This is a genomic window from Streptomyces sp. NPDC101227, from assembly GCF_044767545.1.
In the GTDB taxonomy this organism is placed as follows: Bacteria; Actinomycetota; Actinomycetes; order Streptomycetales; family Streptomycetaceae; genus Streptomyces.
This window is the reverse complement of record NZ_JBIWOD010000022.1, coordinates 123365-143508: the sequence shown is the minus strand read 5'-3', so window position 1 is coordinate 143508 and position 20144 is coordinate 123365. Positions and strand designations below refer to the sequence as shown.

Below are 20144 nucleotides of genomic sequence, written 5' to 3'. Positions count from 1 at the left end.
AGACTTCCTCCACACCTACAACCACCACCGATGCCACACCGCACTGGACGGGAAACCGCCCATCACCCGCGTGAACAACGCTGCGGATCAATACAACTAGGGCGTGTCCGCAAACTCCCGCCTGGCTCGCGACGCTCCCCTAGCTAACGCTGGGAGGTGCCCCCAGGCACGGCACTCCCCCAGCTAACGCTGGGGGCACCCCCACGCGGCGTTGTCGGCACACCCGCAGAGAACCTCCCCCACGCCTTAAGGGCGCGGGGCGACCCCCATTGCGGGCGCACCTGCGCCTTGCGATGCAGCTCGGCATCCGGAGATCGCATCGAAGAGCCGAGACGGAGCGAGCGAAGCGAGTGCAGTGCACCAGACGCCGCAAGCCCGCCCTACGGGCAACAACGGGAGTTTGCGGACACGACCTAGCCGTTGAAGCGGCGCCGCGAGTCCTCGATGCGAGCCAGGTACGTATGGGTCCAGTCGCACATGCCGTCGATCGTCATGATCGGCATCGCGGCACTGGACGTTCCGGAGCATCTGGTCGAGGTGGAGGCCACCACGGTCCTGGACTGAGCCGGCGATCGTCGACCGGGCCGACGCACCGCTGGGCCGCATCCCCGTGTCGCGCATCCTGGCCGAACTCGGCCTGCACGACCGCGTGCAGGCGGTTGTCCTAGCCTCCCGAGTCGGACTGATCTCCGGCGCCGCTTGACGAGACGGCCGTGAAAGAGACACCCGGCTTCTGGTGAACAGCGGAGACGGCTACCGAACGGACAACTCCCGTTCGGCGACCGCCCGGAAACCGTGCGGTGGGCGCCCGGTGACGCGCTGCACGGAGTCAGTGGTCCGGTCCTCGGCTCCCCCGGCGATGGCGCGGTCCATGCCGGCCAGCATCGTGGCGAACTCCCGCGGCATCACCGCGGCCAGCCGGTCACGCATGTCGTCATGGGTCAGCTGGCGGTGGGCCACGGGGCGGCCGGTGACCTGGGTGACGATCGCGGCGATGTCGTCGTGGCTGAGCGCCTCCGGCCCCGTCAGGACCAGGTCGGTGTCGGGCGCGCGGTCGTCGGTGAGGGCACGTACGGCGACGGCGGCGATGTCGTCGGCGTCGACGAATCCGACCCGGCCGGTTCCGGCGGCGGTCAGGATGACGCCGTGCTCGCGGATGCTGTCGGCGTGGGCGTGCGTGCCGGTGAAGTTCTGCATGAACCAGGAGGGCCGCAGCACCGCCCACTCGTCGAACAGGCCGGGCAGGGCCTGGTGCACCGTCCCCACCGCCGGCCCGCCCTCAGGGATGGCCGAGGAGCTGAGGAGTACGGCACGGCGTACGCCGACGGTACGGGCCTGTTGGAGGAAGGGCAGCATGACGGCGGCCGGGTCCGGGTCTCCCACAGGGGAAACGAGGTACACGCGGTCGGCTCCGATGAGGGCGTCGCCGAAGGTGGCCGGTTCGTACCAGTCGAAGCGGACGGGTTCCGCGCCCGGAAGCGGGGTGGCACGGCGACCGGCGGCCTTGACCCGGTGGCCGGCGGCAATCAGCTGCGCGACGGTACGGCTGCCCGTGGTGCCGGTGGCCCCGATGACCAAGGTGGTGCCGGTGGCGGTCATCGGACGCCGCTCCCGGCGAAGTCCAGGCCGGACGCCTGGACGGACTGGGGGTTCCAGTAGTCCCGGTAGGAGGTGAAGCGCCCGCCCTGGACGGCCACCACGGCGATGTAGGTCATGTCGAAGGGTTCACCCGTCTCGACGATGCGTCCCACGCCGCGCATCTCGACCACGATGGTCTCGGGGGCGGTCGTCTGATGGATCCGCAGGTCGGGGAAGTCGTGCAGGTCGATGTGGTCGGGGTAGTCCCGCACGTAGGCGGCGATGGCGTCACGGCCCTCCAGCCGCTCGGGCCGGCCCGGGGGCGCGAAGGGGAACTCCATCACGCCGTGCTCGGCCCACAGGTCGACCCAGGCGGGAATGTCCTTGTCCAGCAGCAGGCGCAGGCTGTGGCGGTACAGATCCGCCGGTGAGGTGGTTGCGACCATGACGGTCTCCATCCCGTGTGGTTTTCCATCTCATAGAATTCGGACCACCGGTCCGCTTCTTCCCCGTGAACGATACGGACCGCCGGTCCGTATCGCAACTGGAGGTACCCCGTGCCCGAACGCAAGCCACGCAAGGACGCGGCCCGTAACCGGGCAGCCGTCTTCGCGGCCGCCGACACCCTCTTCACCCAATGCCAGAGCCCCGAAGACATCACCATGGCCGACATCGCGGCAGCGGCCGGCGTCGGCAAGGGAACCCTCTTCCGCGCCTTCGGCGACCGCACCGGGCTGATCCGCGCCCTGTACGAGGCGCGACTCGAACCCCTCAGCAACGCCGTCGAAGAGGGCCCGCCGCCGCTGGGACCCGCCGCACCACCCCTTCAGCGCGTACCGGCCCTGCTCGACGCCGTCCTGTGCTTCAAGCTCGACAATCGCCACCTCGCGCTGGCCCTGGAGGGAACGGGCGGGGACAGCCCTTACCGGACGGCTCACTACGAGCGCTGGCACACCCTGCTCCGGGATCTGTTGCAGCAGATCCCGGCACCTGCCGACCTCGGCTCCGCCGACTTCACCGCCCACGCGCTGCTCGCCGCCACCCGGGCCGACCTCGTCGAATACCTGGCCGGCGAGAAGGGGGTGCCACGCGAGGAACTGCGCCAGCGCCTGGCGGACTTCACCGCCGGAGTCCTCGGCGCCCGCGCTCGACGAGGACCGTCCGACGAACAATCCGATGTGAAGAAAACCCGGCCCGCTTCCACGCCGAACTGACTTCGTTCCTGGAGACGACATGAGCAGCGCCCTTCTTGTGATGGACGTTCAACAGGCCATCGTGGACATCGCCGACGACGGCTCCGGCTACCTGACGCGCCTGCACAGGGCGATCGACGGGGCCCGGGCCGCGAACATCCCCGTGATCTACGTGGTCATCGCGTTACGTCCCGGCTTCCCTGAAGTCGGCACGCGCAACAAGCCTCTCGCTGCCATCGCACGGGCCGGCCTCTTCGTCGAGGGCGCCCCGGGCACCGAGATCCACCCCGACGTCGCGCCCCGGCCGGGCGACGTGGTGGTCACCAAGAGACGGGCGAGCGCCTTCTCGGGCAGCGATCTCGACGTGGTGCTGAGGGCGCGCGGTATCGACAGCCTCGTGCTCACCGGCATCGCCACCAGCGCTGTGGTGCTGTCCACCCTGTGCCAGGCGAACGACCTGGACTTCGGCCTGACCGTCCTCTCCGACGGCTGTCTGGACACCGACGCGGAGGTGCACCGGGTTCTCGTCGAGCGACTGTTCCCGCAGTGGGCGGATGTGGTCACCGTGGACGACTGGCTCAGGACGCTCCCACCTCAATAGCGGCAGATCTGGTCCCGGTGGTCGGCGAGCCGGTCCCGGAGGCCCGGAGCGCGAGGGTCCCCGAACGCCCCCGGCCGCGACCGCCGTACCGTCCGGCGAACGAGCGGCGGGCGAAGCCGTACGTACTTCGTTCGGCTCATGGCGGCGACAACCGCCGGTTCACACCCGCGGCCGGCAGTCCGTACGCGGCCGGATCGGCCGCGTGGCCAGGCACGGCCGATCGGTCGTGTGGAGTCGCGTCCGCTCATCGGCTGCCGTAGGACGGAGTCCATGCATTCGCCACCCCCCTAGCCGCGGAGGCGACCCGGGCGTGACCATCGCGGCCCGCCCAGGCCCACCCACTCCCGGTCAGCCGGCCGCCCGGCGCACGTCGCCGTCGCTCACCGGGGATGGCGGCCGGCGCCTTCCGGTTCTCCTCCGCAGGTCTTTCTTCCCGTCCGCCAGGAGTCGGATCAAGATCGTCCTATTCACCCTGCGGAGGGATTCGCCGGCATGCCCCGACGCGAAATGGTCGTTTCTTCCGCGAAGTTGATCGGAAGGAACGGATAACGTGCGAATACGACGCTTAGCACCCGTGCTCGCGGTGGGGGTCACGGCGACGCTGCTCCCCGCCCTCACCCCGGCGCATGCAGCCACTGCGGACCCGCTGCAGAGGTTCCGGAGCCAGCACCCCGCGTGGCATCGTTGCGACACGTCGCAGCCCGCCGCGTATCAGTGCGCAGCGATCGAAGTGCCGCTCGACTACAGCCACCCCACCCGCAAGACCATCAAGCTGGCCATCTCCCGTATGAAGGCCGGCACTTCGGGCCAGCGGCACGGGGCGATCCTCTTCAATCCCGGTGGTCCGGGCGGCGAGGGCCTGTCCATGCCGGTCATGATGAACGACATGATGCCCAAGAAGGTCCGTCAGCAGTACGACCTGATCGGGTTCGACCCCCGCGGTGTGGGACGGAGCACTCCGGTCACCTGCGGTCTGACGGCGGCGGAACAGAACATCGAACACCCTTACAGACCCGAGACGTTCAAACGTGACGTCACCTGGGCACGAACCGTCGCCGAGAAGTGCCGCGCCAAGAACGGCGACGTACTTCGGTACCTCACCACCCGCAACACCGCCCGTGACATGGACGTCATCCGCGCCGTACTGGCCGAGAAGAAGATCTCCTACCTGGGCTACTCGTACGGCACGTACCTGGGCGCCGTCTACGCCCAGATGTTCCCCCAGCGGACCGACCGCTTCGTACTGGACAGCGCGGTCGACCCCGCCCGGGTCTGGCGCGGCATGATCCAGGTGTGGGCGGAGGGCACCGAGCCCGCGTTCACCCGCTGGACGAAGTGGACCGCTCAGCGCAACCACACCTACCGACTCGGTGACACCCCGGCCGCGGTGAAGAAGACGTTCTGGGACCTGATCGCCCGAGCCGACCGCGATCCGATCCCGTACGAGGGCGAGAAGCTCAACGGGGACGACATCCGGGCCGCGCTGCGTCGCCAGTTCTTCAGCCCGGAGAGCGCCGCCAAATCCGTCGTCGGTCTGAAGAAGGCCGCCGACGGCAAACCCGCCTCGCGCAACTCCGCGACACCGGACGACGCCACGGACCCACGCCGCTCCACAGCGCCCGACGAGCAACTCCCGGCCGACAACTCGACCGCCGTCTTCTGGTCCGTAGTCTGTGGCGACACCGCGGCCTGGCCGCGCGACCCCGACCAGTACCGGCGTGACGCGATCCGAAACAAGGCCCGATACCCGCTGTACGGCGATTTCGGCTCCAACATCACGCCCTGCGCCTTCTGGAAGAAGCCGGCGGAGCCGGTCACGGCCGTGCACAACGCCCGCCTGCTCACCGTCCAGAACCAGTGGGATTCCCAGACGCCGCTGGCCAGCGGTCTGGGCATGCACCGCGCCCTGAAGGGTTCGCGCATGGTGTACGTCAAGGGCGGCGAGGGCCACGGCGTCTACTACGGGGACCCACGCGCCTGCGCCAACCGCGCGGTCAACGCCTACCTGAGCAGCGGACGGCTCCCGGCGCGCGACGTCACCTGCGAAGTGTCCGGCAACCAGAACCGCGGCCCGCGCAAGGGCATGGTGCCGACGCCGCAACCCGCCCCGGGAGTGCCTGGCTTCTGACCCCGTCGCTCACCAAGCTGTCACGTCACGCATGGGGCCCTGGCTGTGGTGACAGCCAGGACCCCGGCATGGCTGGCATCTCTCAGATCACCCCGCCCCATCTCCATCTCACCGACCCGGGCATGAACAGTCACATGGTGGGCTGGGCAAGGCCTGGTGGTGAAGGTGCCGGAGGGGCATGCCGTACCCCCCTCACGATCCCGGTCAGCGACTCCCTACCCCGCCCCGCTACGGACGGTGGCGATGACCGAACCCCGAGGTGGGTTCAGGTCAGGGCGAGGAGACTGACGGCGACGGCGGCGGTGCCCAGTCCGACGAGCTGGCCGCGATGGATGCGTTCGGCGAGCACGCTGCGGGCGAGCAGGACGGTGCCGGCCGGGTAGAGGGCGGTGATCACGGCGACGACGGCGAGGTCCCCGCTGCGGGCGGCGAGCAGGAACAGCAGGTTCGCCACCGAGTCCAGCACACCCGCGGTGGCCGAGATCCCGTAGGCGGGCTTCTCGGAACCGAGCCTGCGGTACAACAGACCGGCCGCGGCCAGGGTGACGGCCGAGGAGACCGCCCGGCCGATGATCAACGGGGCCACGCCGCTGTCCGACGGTGCCTGGTGCAGGAAGATCAGCTGCAGGGCGATGGCGCCGCCCGCGCCGAAGGCCATCAGCAACGCGGTGCGCGAGGGGCGGGCCGATCCGGCGGCGTGCCCGGCGCTGACCAGGACGACCGCGACCAGGGCGAGCGGCAGACCCGCGATCCCGGCCATGCCGAGGTGTTCGCCCTGCAGCAGGCCCACGCCGACGGGCAGCATGGCGGACACCAGCGCGGTGACGGGCGAGAGCACGTTCATCGGGCCGATCGCCAGGGTCCGGTAGAGCAGAGCGAACGCGGCGGCCGAGGCGACCCCGGAGGCGGCGCCCCAGGCGAGAGCGCCGGTGCTGAAAGAGGCGCCGAGGAACGGCCACAGCAGCAGTTCGACCGCGAGCGAGGCCGGAGCCGCGACCATCACGGTGCGCAGCACGTGCGCCTTGCGGGAGCCGAGGCCGCCGAGGAAGTCGGCGCACCCGTAGGCGAGGGAGCTGCCCAGGGCCAGCAATAGAGCGATCACGGTACGTACATCCCTTATGATTTCGATGGAACGACCGAACCGTACAGTGAACCGACCGGATGATGTCAACCAAACGACCGGGCGGTGCATCGAAGTGGTCCACTTGCAAGGAAGGCGATCGGATGGCCGAGGCGGAGAAGGCTCTGCGGACTCTTGCGCACAACGTCAGGACGGCCCGCCAGCGCGCCGGCCTCTCCCTGGACGAACTCGGCCGACGCGCCAAGGTCAGCAAGGGCGCCTTGGTCGGGCTGGAGAAGGCTCAGGGAAACCCGAACTTCGCCACTCTGATCCGCCTCGCCGACACCCTCGGCGTCTCCGTCTCCGCCCTGATGGAAGGCCCGGCCGAAGGCCGCGTCCGCGTCGTGTCCGCCGACGCCGTCAAGCCCCTGTGGACCGGAGCGGAAGGGAGTGAGGCCCGTCTCATGCTGACGACCTCGGGCCCGGCCCCGGTCGAGGTCTGGCGCTGGATGCTCGAACCGGAGGAGGAGTACCCGAGCCACCCCCACCAGGCCGGAGTCGTCGAAACCGTCTCCGTCACCGCCGGCCGGATGACCCTGGTCGTCGACGGCGCCGAGCACCCCGTCGAAGCCGGCCAGACCGCCACCTTCGACGCCGACGCCCCCCACACCTACCGGGGCGACGGCACCAAGACCTGCCACTTCATCATGACCGTCCACATCCCGCCGGGCCCTGCGACCAATCCGTGAGCCGCAAGCCGCCAAGGCCGCAGGCGCGGCCGGCGCCCGCCCGCCCCGGAGCCTCGGTAGCCGTACGGGTCACCTGCTCCAGCCCGACGACGTGCACGTGCACGCTCACCACAGGCCGTGCACGCCCGCCGCTCAGCCTTGCGGCTCGTTGATGTTGACCATCCAGCGGATTCCGAACCGGTCCGTGCACATGCCGAATACGTCGCCCCACATCTGCTTCTCCAAGGGCACCGCCACGGAGCCGCCGGAGGACAGTTTCTCCCAGTAGCCACGCAGCTCGGCGTCGTCGTCGCCACTGAGGCTCACCGAGAAGTTGTCGCCCGGCGTGTGTTCCATCCCCGGCGGGGCGTCGGCACCCATCAGGGTGAAACCACTGGGAGTCTCCAGCATGCCATGCATGATCCCGTCGGTCTCCGGTGTGCCGGCCTGCCCGAATTCGCCGTAGGTGTGCACCGCCAGCGTGCCGCCGAAGACCTCCCGGTAGAACTCCATCGCCTGCCGGGCGTCGCCGCCGAAGCTGAGGTACGGGTTGAGACGCGAGGCCATAATCCCTCCCTGAACGGAGAAAACCATCGGACGTCCGCAGACTAGCCGGGGGCACTGACAACGGCAGCCGATGAAGCCCGTCACCGACCGGAGGAGCACGCCCAGGCCCCTCCACTCTCCGCCGCGGCGTCCACGTCCGCCACTCCATCCAGGCCCTCGACAAAGTCGCCGCCGACTGACGCCGAATCTCCGACTCGGGACACCCGGCGGAGCAAACCAGTTGGCGATGCCTTGGGATTGAACAGAATCCGCCGCCCGCCCGTATAGAAAGGGGCGGCGGCTCTGGTCTCGCAGGTCCTGTCTGCCGTGCCACCACCGGGCCCCGCACGGAAGGACCTTCGCGTTGTCACTCTCCCCGCGCATTCATCAGCAGCCGAATGCGGCCGCAGCGGTCGCGGTAGACGAGGCAGACGAGGCAGACGAGGCAGTCACGGCCGCGGAGCAACTCACGGACGCGGGCCCGCCACCGGACGGGCCTGGGAAGCGGATCCCGAACGACAGCTCCGCGGGCAGCGACGTCGCTGGTGGCGGCACCTGGCGCGACCGTCACCCGTCCACCGCGCGGGCCCTGGCATGCGCCACCACGGCCCTCTCCGCCCTCCTCGTCCCCCTCGCCCTCCTCCTGCCGAATCAGCTCACCCTCCTCACCCCCGGTGAGTTCGCGCGCATCCCGGTGGAAGGCATCTTCGGTGCCGCCTTGTTGCTCGTCCTCCCACCGAAGGCGAGGCGGGTGGCGTCTGCTTTCGCCGGTGCCGGTCTCGGCCTGCTGACGGTGCTCAACCTCGTCGACATCGGCTTCAACGAGACGCTCGGCCGAGGGTTCAATCCGGTGTTCGACTGGATCCTGCTCGAGGATGGCGAATCGTTCCTCCAGGACTCGATCGGCCGGGCGAAGGCGAGCGGTGTCGCGATCGGAGCCCTGGCCCTCGTTCTCGCCCTGCTCGTCCTGATGACGCTGGCGGTCGTTCGGCTCGGCAATCTCGTGGCCCGGCACAGCGCAACCGCGACCCGTATCACCCTGGCACTCGGGACCGTCTGGGTGGCCTGCACGGCCCTCGGCGTGCAAGTCGCCGGCGTGCCGGTGGCCGCGGAGACCACAGCCGGGCTCATACAGAACCGGGCGCAGCAGGTGCGGGCGAGCCTGGCGGACGAGCAGGCGTTCGCAAAGGAAGCCGGCACCGACACGTTCCGCGAGACCCCGGGCGACCGGTTGCTGACCGGACTGCGCGGCAAGGACGTCATCTTCACGTTCATAGAGAGTTACGGGCGCAGCGCCATCGAAGACCCCTTGATGGCGCCGGGAGTCGACGCGGCCCTCACGGACGGAACCAAACGGCTGCGCGCGGCCGGGTACTCCGCGCGGAGCGGCTGGCTCACCTCGTCGACCTACGGCGGGAGCAGCTGGCTGGGCCACTCCACGTTCATGTCGGGCCTGTGGATCGACAACCAACAGCGCTACCGCACCCTCACCGCCGGCGACCACCTGACCCTCACCAGCGCCTTCAAACGCACCGGCGCATGGCGAACGGTCGGCATCATGCCGGGCCTCACCAAGGGCTGGCCGGAGGGGTCCTTCTACGGCCTCGACCGCGTCTACGGCTCCCGTGACCTCGGCTACAAAGGTCCGAAATTCAGCTGGTCAACGATGCCCGACCAGTATGCGCTGTCGGCCTTCGAGCGCCTGGAACACGGCAGGGACCACACCAATGAGCAGACCGGGCGGCGAGCCAAGCCGCTGATGTCGTTCGTCATCCTCACCTCCAGCCACAACCCCTGGGCGCCCCTCCCCAAGATGATCGGCTGGGACGAGATCGGTGACGGCTCGGTCTACCACGCCGTCAACAAGGCGGGGAGGAACCCCGTGGACGTCTGGCAGCACACCGCCCAAATACGCACCGAGTACGGCAAGTCCATCCAGTACTCGCTGCACAGCCTGATCTCGTACCTGCAGAAGTACGGCACCAAGAACACCGTCCTCGTCTTCCTCGGCGACCACCAGCCCCTCGCGAAGGTCTCCGGCGACCACGCCAGCCGTGACGTCCCGGTCACGCTCGTCGCCCACGACCCGGCGGTGCTGAAGCGCATCTCCGGCTGGCACTGGACGCCCGGCCTCAGGCCCGGCCCGCACGCACCGGTCTGGCGCATGGACACCTTCCGCAACCGCTTCCTGACCGCTTACGGACCACAGCCCGGTTCCGCTCCGTCCCGGCCCACCTCGTAACGGGAAGGCCCCGAGAACACCGACAACGCTCCAGCCGGCTGCGGTTACGGCGTGCGCGCCGCTGCCTCCCCGGGAGGATGGGGCAGTTGCCGAGGGCGAGGTGACCGGCGGCGGTTGAGTACGCCGACGAGGGTGGCCAGGTCGGCGGCGCCCACCGGGTCGTCCGCATAGCGGGTCGTCTGGAGGGGGCCGACCTCTGGAAGGACGATGTCCTCGCGGGCCAGGATGTGGATCAACGTCAGCAGGGCCGCACGGGCATTGCCGTCGGTGAAAGGGTGGAAGAACGCCACGTCGAGGTACGCGCGGGCCGCGCGGGCCGCGAGCGGGACCCCCGGCTCGGTCGCCTCGCGCAGGCACGCGGCGAAGTCGGCCTGGGTGCGCGGGGTCAGGCCGTAGCGCTCCCTGCCGGCCTTCGCATAGGCGTCCCCCGTACGGAACGGTGCCGTTGCCTCTCCGAGGACCTCTCGCTGCCAACCGGCCAGCAGGGCGAAGTCCAGCGGAGCGCGGCGGGCGGCATCGGCGACGGCCAGAGCGTGGGCGGACAGCAGGCGCTCGGCGCGGACGGCGTCCCGCCGGCGGACCGGTCCTTCGCACCAAGCCCGGAACCCGTCGCGCGCCGCAGGCAGACTCCGCCGCAAGGCGGGCGCTCGGTGCCAGTCGGTCTCGCGGCGCACGCGCAGCCAGGTCGTGAGGCTGTCAGTAGCGGTCATGGAACTCCTCCAGGGCGGCCCGCTCGCGGTGGTCCTGGTACGGGACATGGCCGGTGAGGGCGACGGCGAGGTCCTCACCGACCGATTCGATCAGTGTCCGTCCCGGGGTGACCCAGCTCTCGAACCGGCCGCCGATCGCGGTCTCCACCGCCTGGCCGGCGTCGTCCTGGTTCATACCGGTGGTGGTGAGGAACCAGCGCAGGACCAGTCCCGCCTGCCCGTGCCAGCCGCCCTCCGCGCCCGAGTCCAGTGCGAGTGTCACCAACCGGACGGTGGCCCGCTCCAGATGCCAGCTGCGATCCTCGGGCGAGGCTTCTGGCGGCGGCGCCAGTTCCACAAATCGCTGAGCCAGCCTCTCCAACCACTCCCGCCACTCCAGCAGCGCGGCTACGGCGCGGGCTGCGGTCTCATCGGGGGTCGTCACCGAGGAGGGCCCGGTGACCCAGCTGCCGATGACGCCGCCGTACCGGTAACACCAGTTCCATCCCTGAGCCCAGTTCCCATAGCGCTCCCGGATGATCGCGTCCACCTGGCGCGCGCACCAGTATTCGCCTTCCCACGAGCCCGCCATGCCGGAGAGCACCGGTGGCACCCATTCGCGGACCAGCGCGCACAGGCGGGCTTCTTCGTCCTCGTCCCATGTGAAGGGGTGGCGGGCCGGGTCGAGATTGTCCCAGTGCAGCATGGACCTCAAGGAGAGGGGAGGTACGCGGTTCTCGGGGAACGGCAAGGTGTCTCGGTTGTACGTCAGTGCCGCACCCGCTTTTCTGTCTGCAGCGATGGGGCCATCAGTTTCGGTCCGCGGAGCCCGGATTAGCGAATGTTTTTCAGGACCGGAACCCGACAGGCACCGGAGAGCGGCACTGCCGCTTCGGCCCGCCGAAGGCATCGGCGTACGTAAACGGCGTACGTATACGACGCGGATGACTTGCCTTGCCTTTGGCATATGGCTCCAGCATCTCGCGGGTGCCGCTCCGCCCCCGCGGCGTCCGTCGTCAGAGCCGGAGAGGGAGAAGCCGTACGGATCGACGCACGGGCCGGTCATCGCCACGGAACGTGCACTCCGGCCACCCGCGCGAAGATCGAGGTGCCCGTTAAGATGCCCAGCAAGAGAATATATGTCCCCAAATGGCTACCTATCGGGCTGCGGGGCATCGGTGTCCGGGACGGTGCGTCGGCACAGGATGCGGTCCGCTCGCCGGCTGGGTGTCCCGGTACGCCGGATGCGCTCGTAGCGCATGGCCGGTTGGCGGGACGGACGGGAAGCGGCCGACCTTCCGGACCCGGTCCGCGGAGCGGCGGGCGAGCAGGGTATCCGGAGAGAGAGGGCGCTGCGTGAGCGTGCAACGGGTAGGCATCGTCGTCCACGGGGGGCGCCCCGCCGCCACGGCGGCCGCCGACGTCGTCCGACGGTGGTGCGAACGCCAGGACGTCGGCTGCGTCGCCATCGATGTGTGGAGTCAGGACGAAGCACGGCGGGACGCTCTGGAAGAGGTCGAGGCTTCCGGCAGCCCCGACCTGATCGTCACGCTCGGAGGAGACGGCACCTTCCTCCGCGGAGCACGCCTGGCCGCGCAGAACGACGCGCTTGTCCTCGGTGTCGACCTGGGAACCCTCGGCTTCCTGACCGAGGTCCCGGCCGACGACGTCGAGTGCGCGCTGGACGCCATCCATCGCGGCCAAGTGGACGTCGAGACCCGCCTGATGCTGACGATGCGGGCGTCCTGTCCGCTGACCCTCCCCGAGGGAATGGAATCCCTCCTGCGCTACGGCCGGGGGCCCGCGCTGCCGCCTCCGCCGGTGCGCCCCGACTGCGCCGTCGCCGCCGACTGGGGTGTGGCCCTGAACGTCACGGCCCTCAATGACATCGTCCTGGAGAAACTGGCACGCGACCGGCAGGTCTCCCTCGGCGTGTACCTGGCAGGCCGACTGCTCGCCTCCTACTCCGCCGACGCCGTTCTGGTCGCCACACCCACCGGATCCACCGCCTACAGTTTCGCCGCCGGCGGCCCCGTCATCTCCCCCGGAGCCGACGCCATCGTCTTCACCCCGGTCGCTCCGCACATGACCTTCAACCGGTCGGTGGTCGCCGCACCCGACGAGGCCGTCGCCCTACGCGTCCTGGGCCATTCCGGCCGCGCGGCGGTGAGCGTCGACGGCCAGTTGCGCGGCGTCCTGGATCCGGGCGACTGGATCGGCGTCTACGCGGCTCCACAGCGCCTGCGCGTCGTACGGCTCGGACCGGCCGACTTCTACGGCAGGCTGCGTGAACGCATGCGCCTGACCGACGCGCCCGCCGCAGACGACGCCGCCACCACCCCCTTGTGGCCCCACACCACACCGGCCCCCGAGGACCTCGCGCACCTGCGCCTTCCGCCCCCGCCCGCGGACGTCGGCTGATCCGAGCTGCGCGCATCGACGCCCCGTGGGCACGGACGATGCCGCGGCGGGTGCGGCCGGACGACGATGTGCCGTGCCTGCCCTTGAGTGTCGACTGCCGACCGGCAGCCCGCGTCGGCTCGGGTGGGCGGCCGAGGAGCGTGCCCGGAGGTGTCGCCTGGCGGCGGCTGTTGGGGTCGGTGGTGCGGTCGCCGTTCCGGTCTGTGGTACGGGCGGTCGCCCCTGCAGGAGGTAGCGAAGCGCCTCACCGGAGGGGGAGTCGGGCGCCGAGGCAGAGGCGACCGGGAGCAGGTCGGGTGGGTGCCGACGGAGAACTGCTGGTCGTCGAGGGTGCGGGTGCCGACGACTGGATGCCGGTAAGGCCTTGTGAGTTGCCATGGTCAGCGGATCCGGCGGCTGACCTGCAAAGGTCACCGATGGGCACCGACCGTACACATAGCGAGCTCGGCGTTGTTCACCAGCATGGCGATGGCACGGGCCGCGACCACACCGGGCCGTGGCCTTCGGTGCCGTGAAACACTCCACGGCGGCAACGCCAGGACAGAGAACGCGCTCAAGGTCCAGCTGCACCCGGCCTCCAGGCCCGCTCGCTTCGACTCTCAGCGGCTTTGCCGTCCCGTGCATGGTGGCGTCCCGTGCATGGTGACCCGTGCATTCCGACCTGCCGCCCCACGGAGCCGAACAAGCAGCCACACGCCCTTACATCGACTGCCGGATATCGCTTCTCGGTCCCCCGGCCGGATCGACGGCCGGGGGACATCACTACGCAACCAGTAGGCCGCGTAATGCAACCAGACAGAAATGGCGTGCAGTACGGCGCCGGGCGCACAGCAGGTATTGCCATGCGAGCGGTCGAAGAGAATAATTAATAGTCCGGCTGGCATGGAAGGCCCGGAAGCGCGCTGCGTGTGGACGTAAAGCTCCTCACGCAGCGTTGGTGTTTCGCAACACCTCGGAAAGGCCTTCGGCAAGACGGCCGCGCGGACGTTGACGCAACGACCGCATGGGTGAAACTCGATTCCACGGAGCGAGTGCGCCCGTGGTGTCACCGCCGGCAGCGAACCGCGCAACGTGACGAAAAATTCCCGGCGATGAGATCGTCGATCGTCACCCCCGACGGCAGTGACTCAAAATGCAGAATGCCGCATCGGGTCACACACCGATACGGCCAATACACGTCGGGCATCGGGGCATTCGAGCAGGCTCTCAGCGGCAACCCAGCAACTCACAAGGCCAGCCCTCGTGCACGGGGACCGGCCTTGAATATCATGCTATGGGGCCGCTGGCCTCAGAAACGACCTCCTCGGCCGAATCCGCCACCACGACCGAAGCCGCCGCGACCAAAGCCGCGTCCGTAGCCGAAGCCGCGTCCGTAGCCGAATCCGCGTCCGCGCCCGTAGCCGTAGCCGTAGCCGCGTCCGCCCCAGTAACCCCAATCGCCGCAGTCGTTCCTAAACCTGAGAGGGAGAAGCCTTCGGAAGCTCATCGCTTGCCTCCTTGAATCCCTTGGACGATGTTTCATCCTCTCCGTTGGGCCACTCTCCACGCTACGCCGCAGCACGAACCAAAATCAAACGGAAAAATGTGAAAGATCCAGTAATTTTTCCCTCGATGTATACACAAAGTGGCAAGTGGTTACGCTCTGGAATTTTCAGCTTTTCGGGCCAAACGAATTCAGGCAGTCTGCCGCCATATCCCGCCCCGCGCCGCCTTACTCTCGAAGCCCGATCACGCCGACACCAGAAGACGCCGGGCACCGTTCATTCGAGGTAACACACCGTCCGAATTCGCCGGGTGTCACGGATTCGCAGCCTCTCGTACGCGGGTCCACTCATAGGTGGGCCGGTAGTTACCTCCTGGGGGACACTCATAAACATGTTGCAGAACAGTCAGAGCGTGCACCGCCCGCTTCCTTTCCAAGCTCGCCGACAACTACAAGGAGCAAGCGAAACAGACGTGTTGACGTCATCGCCGGTGCCAATCGTGGCTGGAGCCACGCGCCGGAGTCGTTGTGCAACGCGCCCTTCGGCGTGGGCAACCGAGAAGTGGGCGATGGTGGAATCAACGCCAGGTGATTTCGCGAGGCAATCACGCGATGGAGAAGCCCACTTGGGCTCCAGGGACGCGAGCGCGTGCAACAGCAAAACCGGGACCGCCAGATGCTCGAACGGTGTCGTCACCCGAACTGCCAAGCGGCCCTGCCCTCTCGGACCCCTCTGAGAGGGGCTCCCCCACGGCATGTTGTCGACTCATCCGGAGATCCTCAATCCCGACACCCTGGCGTTCTTGAAGGCATAGAGCTCACAGCAGGGTCATGGTCGGTGTCTAACCTTCCCCACAGGTGCGCCGGCCGATCCCGCAACCAGGCACCGTAGTTGCGCCGGTGGCCAAGCCGTGCCCCTCCCCGCCGTGCGGGCAGCACACTCCGACCGCCTCACCGCACACAGCGTCCCGCGACACCGCGACACCGCGTCAAAACAGCGTATGGACGACGGGCCCCCCGTGCCCCTCGCAGAGAGGTCAACGGCGGGTCCCTAGTGATCACGCACTCGGCGCCGCATGCCAACTCAGCTCTGGCCATGGCGGGTTCCGGCAACTCGTACACGGCTCGAGGTACGGGCCGCACGTCGTACGCGTACCCACCCAACGTGCCGGATGGGCAGCGTAAGAGACGGATCAAGATCGGCACTGCACTTCCCGTCTTCGAAGGGGCGACGTCATACCGTCCTGTCCGTCGCCCGCGCCCTTCGAGACCGTGCGGGCGGCTACGGAGAAGAGACGACCGGGGGGAGCGGCACATGCCGACAGAGCTTTTCCAGGCGCATCCGGACGGATTGCGGGCCCTGGCCGGCGATTTTCGGTCCGCCGCCGACGAACTTTCGGGGCGCATCGCGAGCTTCGCGGGAAGCGTCTTCGAGGTCGGTGAGGCGTTCGGGCTGCTGGGCGCCTGCACTGGCGTGACCTCGCAGTATCTGGAGATGGTCCACCACACCGGCGAAGGGCTGACCGAACTTGCCCTGCTGCTCTCCAGCAACAGCTCCGGTCTGCACCAGACCGCCGGCAACTACGAGGGCGTCGACCGGCACACCAGCGCGACGATGGGGGCCTGACCGATGAGCCTGAACAGCTACCTCGTCGACAAGGTCGTGCCCGTCCTCGAGATGATCGACATCCCCTGGCCGGGAGGCGACCCGACCACCCTGCGTGCCATCGCCGGCCGCTGGCAGAGCCTGGGCCAGGACCTCCACCAGACTGCGGAGCACCTGAACCAGCGGGTCGACGCCGTCGTGGGCGTCACCTGGCACGGCGATGCCGCCGACGCCTTCAAGAAGCACTGGAAGCAGCAGTACGACGCCTTCCAGGACACCGCGAAGAACTTCACGGCCGTACAGAAGCAGCTCGACGCCTATGCGGACGAGGCCGAGGAGATCGTCAAGGAGATCGTCGAGATCGCCCTGGAGATCGCCGAGACGGAGCTCGCCGGTGCCCTGTTGACGGTGGTCACGGCGGGCATCTCGGACGTGGTGGCAGCGGCTGCGTCCGGGGCCCGGGCCATGAAGATCCTCGGCCTGATACAGAAGTTCACGTCCCTTGCGGAGCGCGCCGAGAACGCGGTCCTTGAGCTCGTCAAGGGTTCCAAGACCCTGATGCGGATCGTCAAGGCGCTGTCCAAGCTGATTCAGGACGGCCTCAGGAACTCCGCGATGAACCTCGTGGGGACCGCGGGCACAAAGTGGGCCACCGGAAGCGGCGGACTCACCGGGCAGGACGTGCGGAACGCAGTCATCGCAGGTGGCGTGGCGGCAGGCCCCGGAGCGCTGGGCAGGGGCCTGGGCTCCATGGGCAGGCACGGTGCCCCCAACGCCTTCGACAAGGTGCTGACCGGCGAAGGGCTGACGGGTGGCGCCAGAACTGCCCAGACGGTCATCTCCGGCTCGGCCACCAGCGCGGCCGGTACGTGGGCGGCGGAGCACGACGACCCGAACGCCACCGTGGGCGCCGACACCTTGACCAGCGCCTTCACCGGCGGCGCGGGCGCCCATCACGCGGGCCGGTTCCCCCACGGACGCGCACCCGAGCAAGCGGAAGCGGCCTCCCGCAACGGCTATCAGATCGGCGCGAACGGGATCGTCTACGCCGGTGGTGGTGTTGTCGAGGACACGGTCAAACACCACCAGGCCCCCGAGGCGGGCGCCGCGGTCACGGACGAGGATGGCGCGGTACAGCTTCCTCGTGCTCAGCCACAGTGACCGGGAACGAGTTCTGGGAAGGGACGGTAGTCGTGTGGCCTTTCGGCGGTGGGAAGCGCCAGGGAACGGGCCGCAGGAGGCGACCGGCCGGCGAGTCCACGTCGGCCTCGGGCGTGCGCAGGGACCCGGCGGCGCAATGGGATGAGGTGCGTGCGGACTGGCGAGCCGTCCCGGACTTCAAGGGCCGGATGTCCGCGAAGAACCGGCTTCACGGCCAGCCGGTCAACGGTGGCGGACACGCCTTCGACCACGTCACCGTCGGCCTGCTGACCGGTCCGGACGGCGGCGGTGAGCGCGTGGAGGTGATGCTCTGGCAACTCACCCACGCGTACTGGAGCGGCCGCTCCTCCTACGACCTCCGGCTCTCCGGAGTGGCCCTGTGGTTCCCCCGGCCGCTCCCGCCAATCGGCTTCTATCCCATGAGCGAATACTGGAAGGCAACCCCAAGAGACTTCCCCGCAATCCCCAAGCACCTCCTACAGGAGTACGACGCGCTCTCGGCCCTCGGCCCTCAGCATGGGGAGACACGCGTCCTGGTCGCCGATGACCTGGTGTTCTCCGCCCTCATCAGACCGGAGGCACTGGGACGTCCCCAACTGTCCGGCAGACACCTGCGCCTCGACGGCAACACCGCGATCGCCTGGTCGAAGGGACACGCCGCCCCCAAGCTTCTGGAGGAACTCGCCATGGAGTTGTACGAGCTGGTCGGCCTGCTCCCCCGGAGCTCAGGTCCGGGGAGCTAGGAACTGTTCTCCTGTGCTCGCCTCGGCACACGGGCCGGGCCCCGCCATCGCCGCGGATCCTCACCCGGCGGGCTGCACGGCGGGGCGGTGAAGACCAGCCGCGGTCGCAGACCGCGGGCCCGCAGGTCGTGGTCGATCGCAGCAAAGAGGCATCGCAGCCTGCCCGTTGACGAGACGGCCGGCTCTCCCTGCTCACTCACACTCACACTCACCAAGCCCTGTACGCCGCCCGCTCGTCCCGGACAGATTGCAGGGCACCGGAAGGCACGGGCCCTACGGGACGATGCGCGCAACCATCATCGGCTCGGGGCCGCGGAAACGAGACGGATTGGTTGCCTCGATCGAGCATGACGTCGTCGCCTCCTGGTTGCCGCGGTGACGGTGCAGGAGCACTCGGGCGCCTGCACCGTCATGAGTCACCTCCAGTCCACGGACTGCCCGGCCCGTTCAGCACGGCGCGGCAGGCGGCTCAGAGCAAGACCCACGGCCGTCACCGTGTACGCGCACAGCACGGCGTATCCGGCCCACCAGGGCAGCGGGAAGTATCCGGTGGAGGGTGCGTAGTGGGCGACCACCTGCGGATATGCGATGACGGTCTGCTGGACGGCGAAGCCGGCGGACGGCGTTACCCGCAGCAGCCACTGGGCCATGCCGTCGGGCAGCAGCGGGACGGCGGTCACGGCATACGGGAGCACGATCACCGAGACGGCGACGAGGATCGCGAGCCAGGTGCGCCGCAGCAGGGCACCGAGCGCGAGGGCGAGCACGGCCGCGAGGGCGAGGACCGCGGATGAGCGGTGCGGCCTCGGCGATCGCCGCCCCTCCGGCGGCGGCCCCGGACGGTCCTCGGCCGTGTCGTCGTCGTCCCGGTGGTGTGGCGCCGGCGGCCGCCTCTCGCCGTTACTTCTGGGGGTAGACGACGCTCTTGATCGCGGTGCGGTCGCGGGCGCCGGCGGTCAGGGCCTGTTCGGTGTCGGCGAGGCCGTAGCCGTGGGTGACCAGGGGGTCGAGCCGGACGCTGCCGGATGCGGCCAGGGCGATGGCGATGGGCCAGGTATTGGCGTAGCGGAAGGTGCCGGTGACCTCCAGTTCGTAGTTCTGGACCTTGGCGAGCGGCAGCGGTACCTCGTCGCCGCCCATGCCGACCAGGACGACGCGGCCGGCTCTGGCCATGGTCCGGATCGCCTCGTTGATGACGGCCGGGACGCCGCTGCACTCCAGGAGGACGTTCGGGGCGTGGCCGAGGTCCGCCAGCGGGGTACGGGAGACGTCGACGGCGGTGGCGCCGAGCTCCCGTGCGAGTTCCAGGCGGTGCGGGACGATGTCGGTGACCAGCACCTCGGAGGCGCCGAAGGCCAGGGCCGTCTGGGCGGCGACCAGGCCGATGGGGCCCGCACCGGTGACCAGGACCCGGTCACCCGGGACGACGCGGGCCTTGCGGCAGGACCACACGCCCACGGAGAGGGGTTCGAGCAGTGCGGCCGCCTCGTCGCTGAGCGTGTCGGGGACCGCGTGCGCGAACTCCTCGTGCACCGCCGCGTATTCGCAGAAGACCCCGTCCACCGGCGGTGTGGCGTAGAAGACCATGTCGGGGCAGAGGTTGTAGCGGCCCAGGCGGCATTCGGTGCACGTACCGCAGGGGGTGCCGGGCTCGATGGAGACCCGCTGGCCGACCTGGTGGCGGGTGGCGCCGGGGCCGCAGGCGACCACGGTGCCCGACGGCTCGTGCCCGAGGATCATCGGTTCCCTGACGACGAAGTCCCCGATGCGGCCGTGCCGGTAGTAGTGCACATCGGAGCCGCAGGTGCCGACCGCGTCGATGCGGACCAGGACCTGGCGGCCGCCGGGGGCCGGCACGGGACGCTCCTCGATCGCAAGCCGCTCGGGGCCGTGCAGGACGGCGGCACGCATGGTGGCGGGAATCCGGGTCATGAGGGGCTTTGGCCTTTCGGACGGTGACGGCGG

At 69.2% G+C, this 20144-nt stretch carries 17 protein-coding genes and 1 pseudogene; 10 read left to right on the top strand and 8 right to left on the bottom strand.

Features of this window, described 5'->3' with window-relative positions; all coding sequences use genetic code 11:
• Positions 1 to 100, top strand: a pseudogene (locus ACIRPT_RS35645) (IS481 family transposase); the annotation flags it as partial.
• Positions 101 to 753: 653 nt separating this feature from the next.
• Here ACIRPT_RS35645 and ACIRPT_RS35640 read toward each other — a convergent pair.
• Together ACIRPT_RS35640 and ACIRPT_RS35635 are read right to left on the bottom strand one after the other, a co-directional pair.
• On the bottom strand, positions 754 to 1599 hold the full coding sequence (locus ACIRPT_RS35640; RefSeq protein ID WP_403835022.1) for an NAD(P)H-binding protein: 846 nt from the start codon (positions 1597 to 1599) through the stop codon (positions 754 to 756).
• Entirely contained in the window at positions 1596 to 2024 is a 429-nt protein-coding gene (locus ACIRPT_RS35635; RefSeq protein WP_403835020.1) for a nuclear transport factor 2 family protein, read from the bottom strand. The genes ACIRPT_RS35640 and ACIRPT_RS35635 overlap by 4 nt, the downstream gene beginning before the upstream one ends.
• Positions 2025 to 2135: 111 nt before the next feature.
• On the opposite strand from ACIRPT_RS35635, the gene ACIRPT_RS35630 reads away from it, so the two are divergent.
• The 3 genes from ACIRPT_RS35630 to ACIRPT_RS35620 all read left to right on the top strand — a co-directional run bounded on the left by ACIRPT_RS35630 (position 2136) and on the right by ACIRPT_RS35620 (position 5500).
• Positions 2136 to 2792, top strand: a complete 657-nt coding sequence (locus tag ACIRPT_RS35630) for a TetR/AcrR family transcriptional regulator (RefSeq protein ID WP_403835017.1) — start codon at positions 2136 to 2138, stop codon at positions 2790 to 2792.
• 19 nt (positions 2793 to 2811) lie between these two features.
• Positions 2812 to 3372 carry a cysteine hydrolase family protein gene (locus tag ACIRPT_RS35625; protein ID WP_403835014.1) on the top strand — a complete coding sequence of 187 codons (561 nt, stop codon included), beginning with the start codon at positions 2812 to 2814 and terminating at the stop codon, positions 3370 to 3372.
• Between the two features lie 550 nt (positions 3373 to 3922).
• Positions 3923 to 5500, top strand: coding sequence for an alpha/beta hydrolase (locus ACIRPT_RS35620; protein ID WP_403835012.1), 1578 nt, complete (start codon positions 3923 to 3925; stop codon positions 5498 to 5500).
• A gap of 265 nt (positions 5501 to 5765) precedes the next feature.
• On the opposite strand, the gene ACIRPT_RS35615 is transcribed toward ACIRPT_RS35620, so the two are convergent.
• Positions 5766 to 6602: an EamA family transporter gene (locus ACIRPT_RS35615; RefSeq protein ID WP_403835009.1), complete on the bottom strand. Its 837-nt coding sequence runs from the start codon at positions 6600 to 6602 to the stop codon at positions 5766 to 5768.
• A gap of 122 nt (positions 6603 to 6724) precedes the next feature.
• Between ACIRPT_RS35615 and ACIRPT_RS35610 the strand changes: the two genes are divergently transcribed.
• Entirely contained in the window at positions 6725 to 7309 is a 585-nt protein-coding gene (locus ACIRPT_RS35610) for a helix-turn-helix domain-containing protein (protein ID WP_403835006.1), read from the top strand.
• Between the two features lie 132 nt (positions 7310 to 7441).
• On the opposite strand, the gene ACIRPT_RS35605 is transcribed toward ACIRPT_RS35610, so the two are convergent.
• Positions 7442 to 7855 carry a VOC family protein gene (locus ACIRPT_RS35605; protein WP_403502455.1) on the bottom strand — a complete coding sequence of 138 codons (414 nt, stop codon included), beginning with the start codon at positions 7853 to 7855 and terminating at the stop codon, positions 7442 to 7444.
• Positions 7856 to 8198: 343 nt separating this feature from the next.
• Between ACIRPT_RS35605 and ACIRPT_RS35600 the strand changes: the two genes are divergently transcribed.
• Complete coding sequence (locus tag ACIRPT_RS35600; protein ID WP_403835003.1) at positions 8199 to 10076, top strand: sulfatase; 1878 nt, start codon at positions 8199 to 8201, stop codon at positions 10074 to 10076.
• Positions 10077 to 10120: 44 nt separating this feature from the next.
• Here the strand turns inward: ACIRPT_RS35600 and ACIRPT_RS35595 are convergent, their stop codons facing one another.
• On the bottom strand, positions 10121 to 10786 hold the full coding sequence (locus tag ACIRPT_RS35595) for a Fic family protein (RefSeq protein WP_403835000.1): 666 nt from the start codon (positions 10784 to 10786) through the stop codon (positions 10121 to 10123).
• The gene (locus tag ACIRPT_RS35590; RefSeq protein WP_403834997.1) at positions 10773 to 11471 is read right to left on the bottom strand and encodes a hypothetical protein; all 699 of its coding nucleotides are present in this window, start codon (positions 11469 to 11471) and stop codon (positions 10773 to 10775) included. The genes ACIRPT_RS35595 and ACIRPT_RS35590 overlap by 14 nt, the downstream gene beginning before the upstream one ends.
• 650 nt (positions 11472 to 12121) lie before the next feature.
• Here ACIRPT_RS35590 and ACIRPT_RS35585 point away from each other — a divergent pair.
• The 4 genes from ACIRPT_RS35585 (at position 12122) to ACIRPT_RS35570 (ending at position 18179) form a co-directional block, all read left to right on the top strand.
• Complete coding sequence (locus ACIRPT_RS35585) at positions 12122 to 13186, top strand: NAD(+)/NADH kinase (RefSeq protein WP_403834994.1); 1065 nt, start codon at positions 12122 to 12124, stop codon at positions 13184 to 13186.
• Between the two features lie 2798 nt (positions 13187 to 15984).
• Complete coding sequence (locus ACIRPT_RS35580; RefSeq protein ID WP_403834992.1) at positions 15985 to 16296, top strand: hypothetical protein; 312 nt, start codon at positions 15985 to 15987, stop codon at positions 16294 to 16296.
• A gap of 3 nt (positions 16297 to 16299) precedes the next feature.
• Complete coding sequence (locus ACIRPT_RS35575; protein ID WP_403834990.1) at positions 16300 to 17436, top strand: WXG100 family type VII secretion target; 1137 nt, start codon at positions 16300 to 16302, stop codon at positions 17434 to 17436.
• 146 nt (positions 17437 to 17582) lie between these two features.
• Positions 17583 to 18179 carry a hypothetical protein gene (locus ACIRPT_RS35570; protein ID WP_403834987.1) on the top strand — a complete coding sequence of 199 codons (597 nt, stop codon included), beginning with the start codon at positions 17583 to 17585 and terminating at the stop codon, positions 18177 to 18179.
• A 416-nt stretch (positions 18180 to 18595) separates the two neighbouring features.
• On the opposite strand, the gene ACIRPT_RS35565 is transcribed toward ACIRPT_RS35570, so the two are convergent.
• Together ACIRPT_RS35565 and ACIRPT_RS35560 are read right to left on the bottom strand one after the other, a co-directional pair.
• Positions 18596 to 18946, bottom strand: coding sequence for a hypothetical protein (locus ACIRPT_RS35565; protein ID WP_403834984.1), 351 nt, complete (start codon positions 18944 to 18946; stop codon positions 18596 to 18598).
• Between the two features lie 133 nt (positions 18947 to 19079).
• Complete coding sequence (locus ACIRPT_RS35560) at positions 19080 to 20111, bottom strand: NAD(P)-dependent alcohol dehydrogenase (RefSeq protein WP_403834983.1); 1032 nt, start codon at positions 20109 to 20111, stop codon at positions 19080 to 19082.
• Between the last annotated feature and the right edge of the window lie 33 nt (positions 20112 to 20144).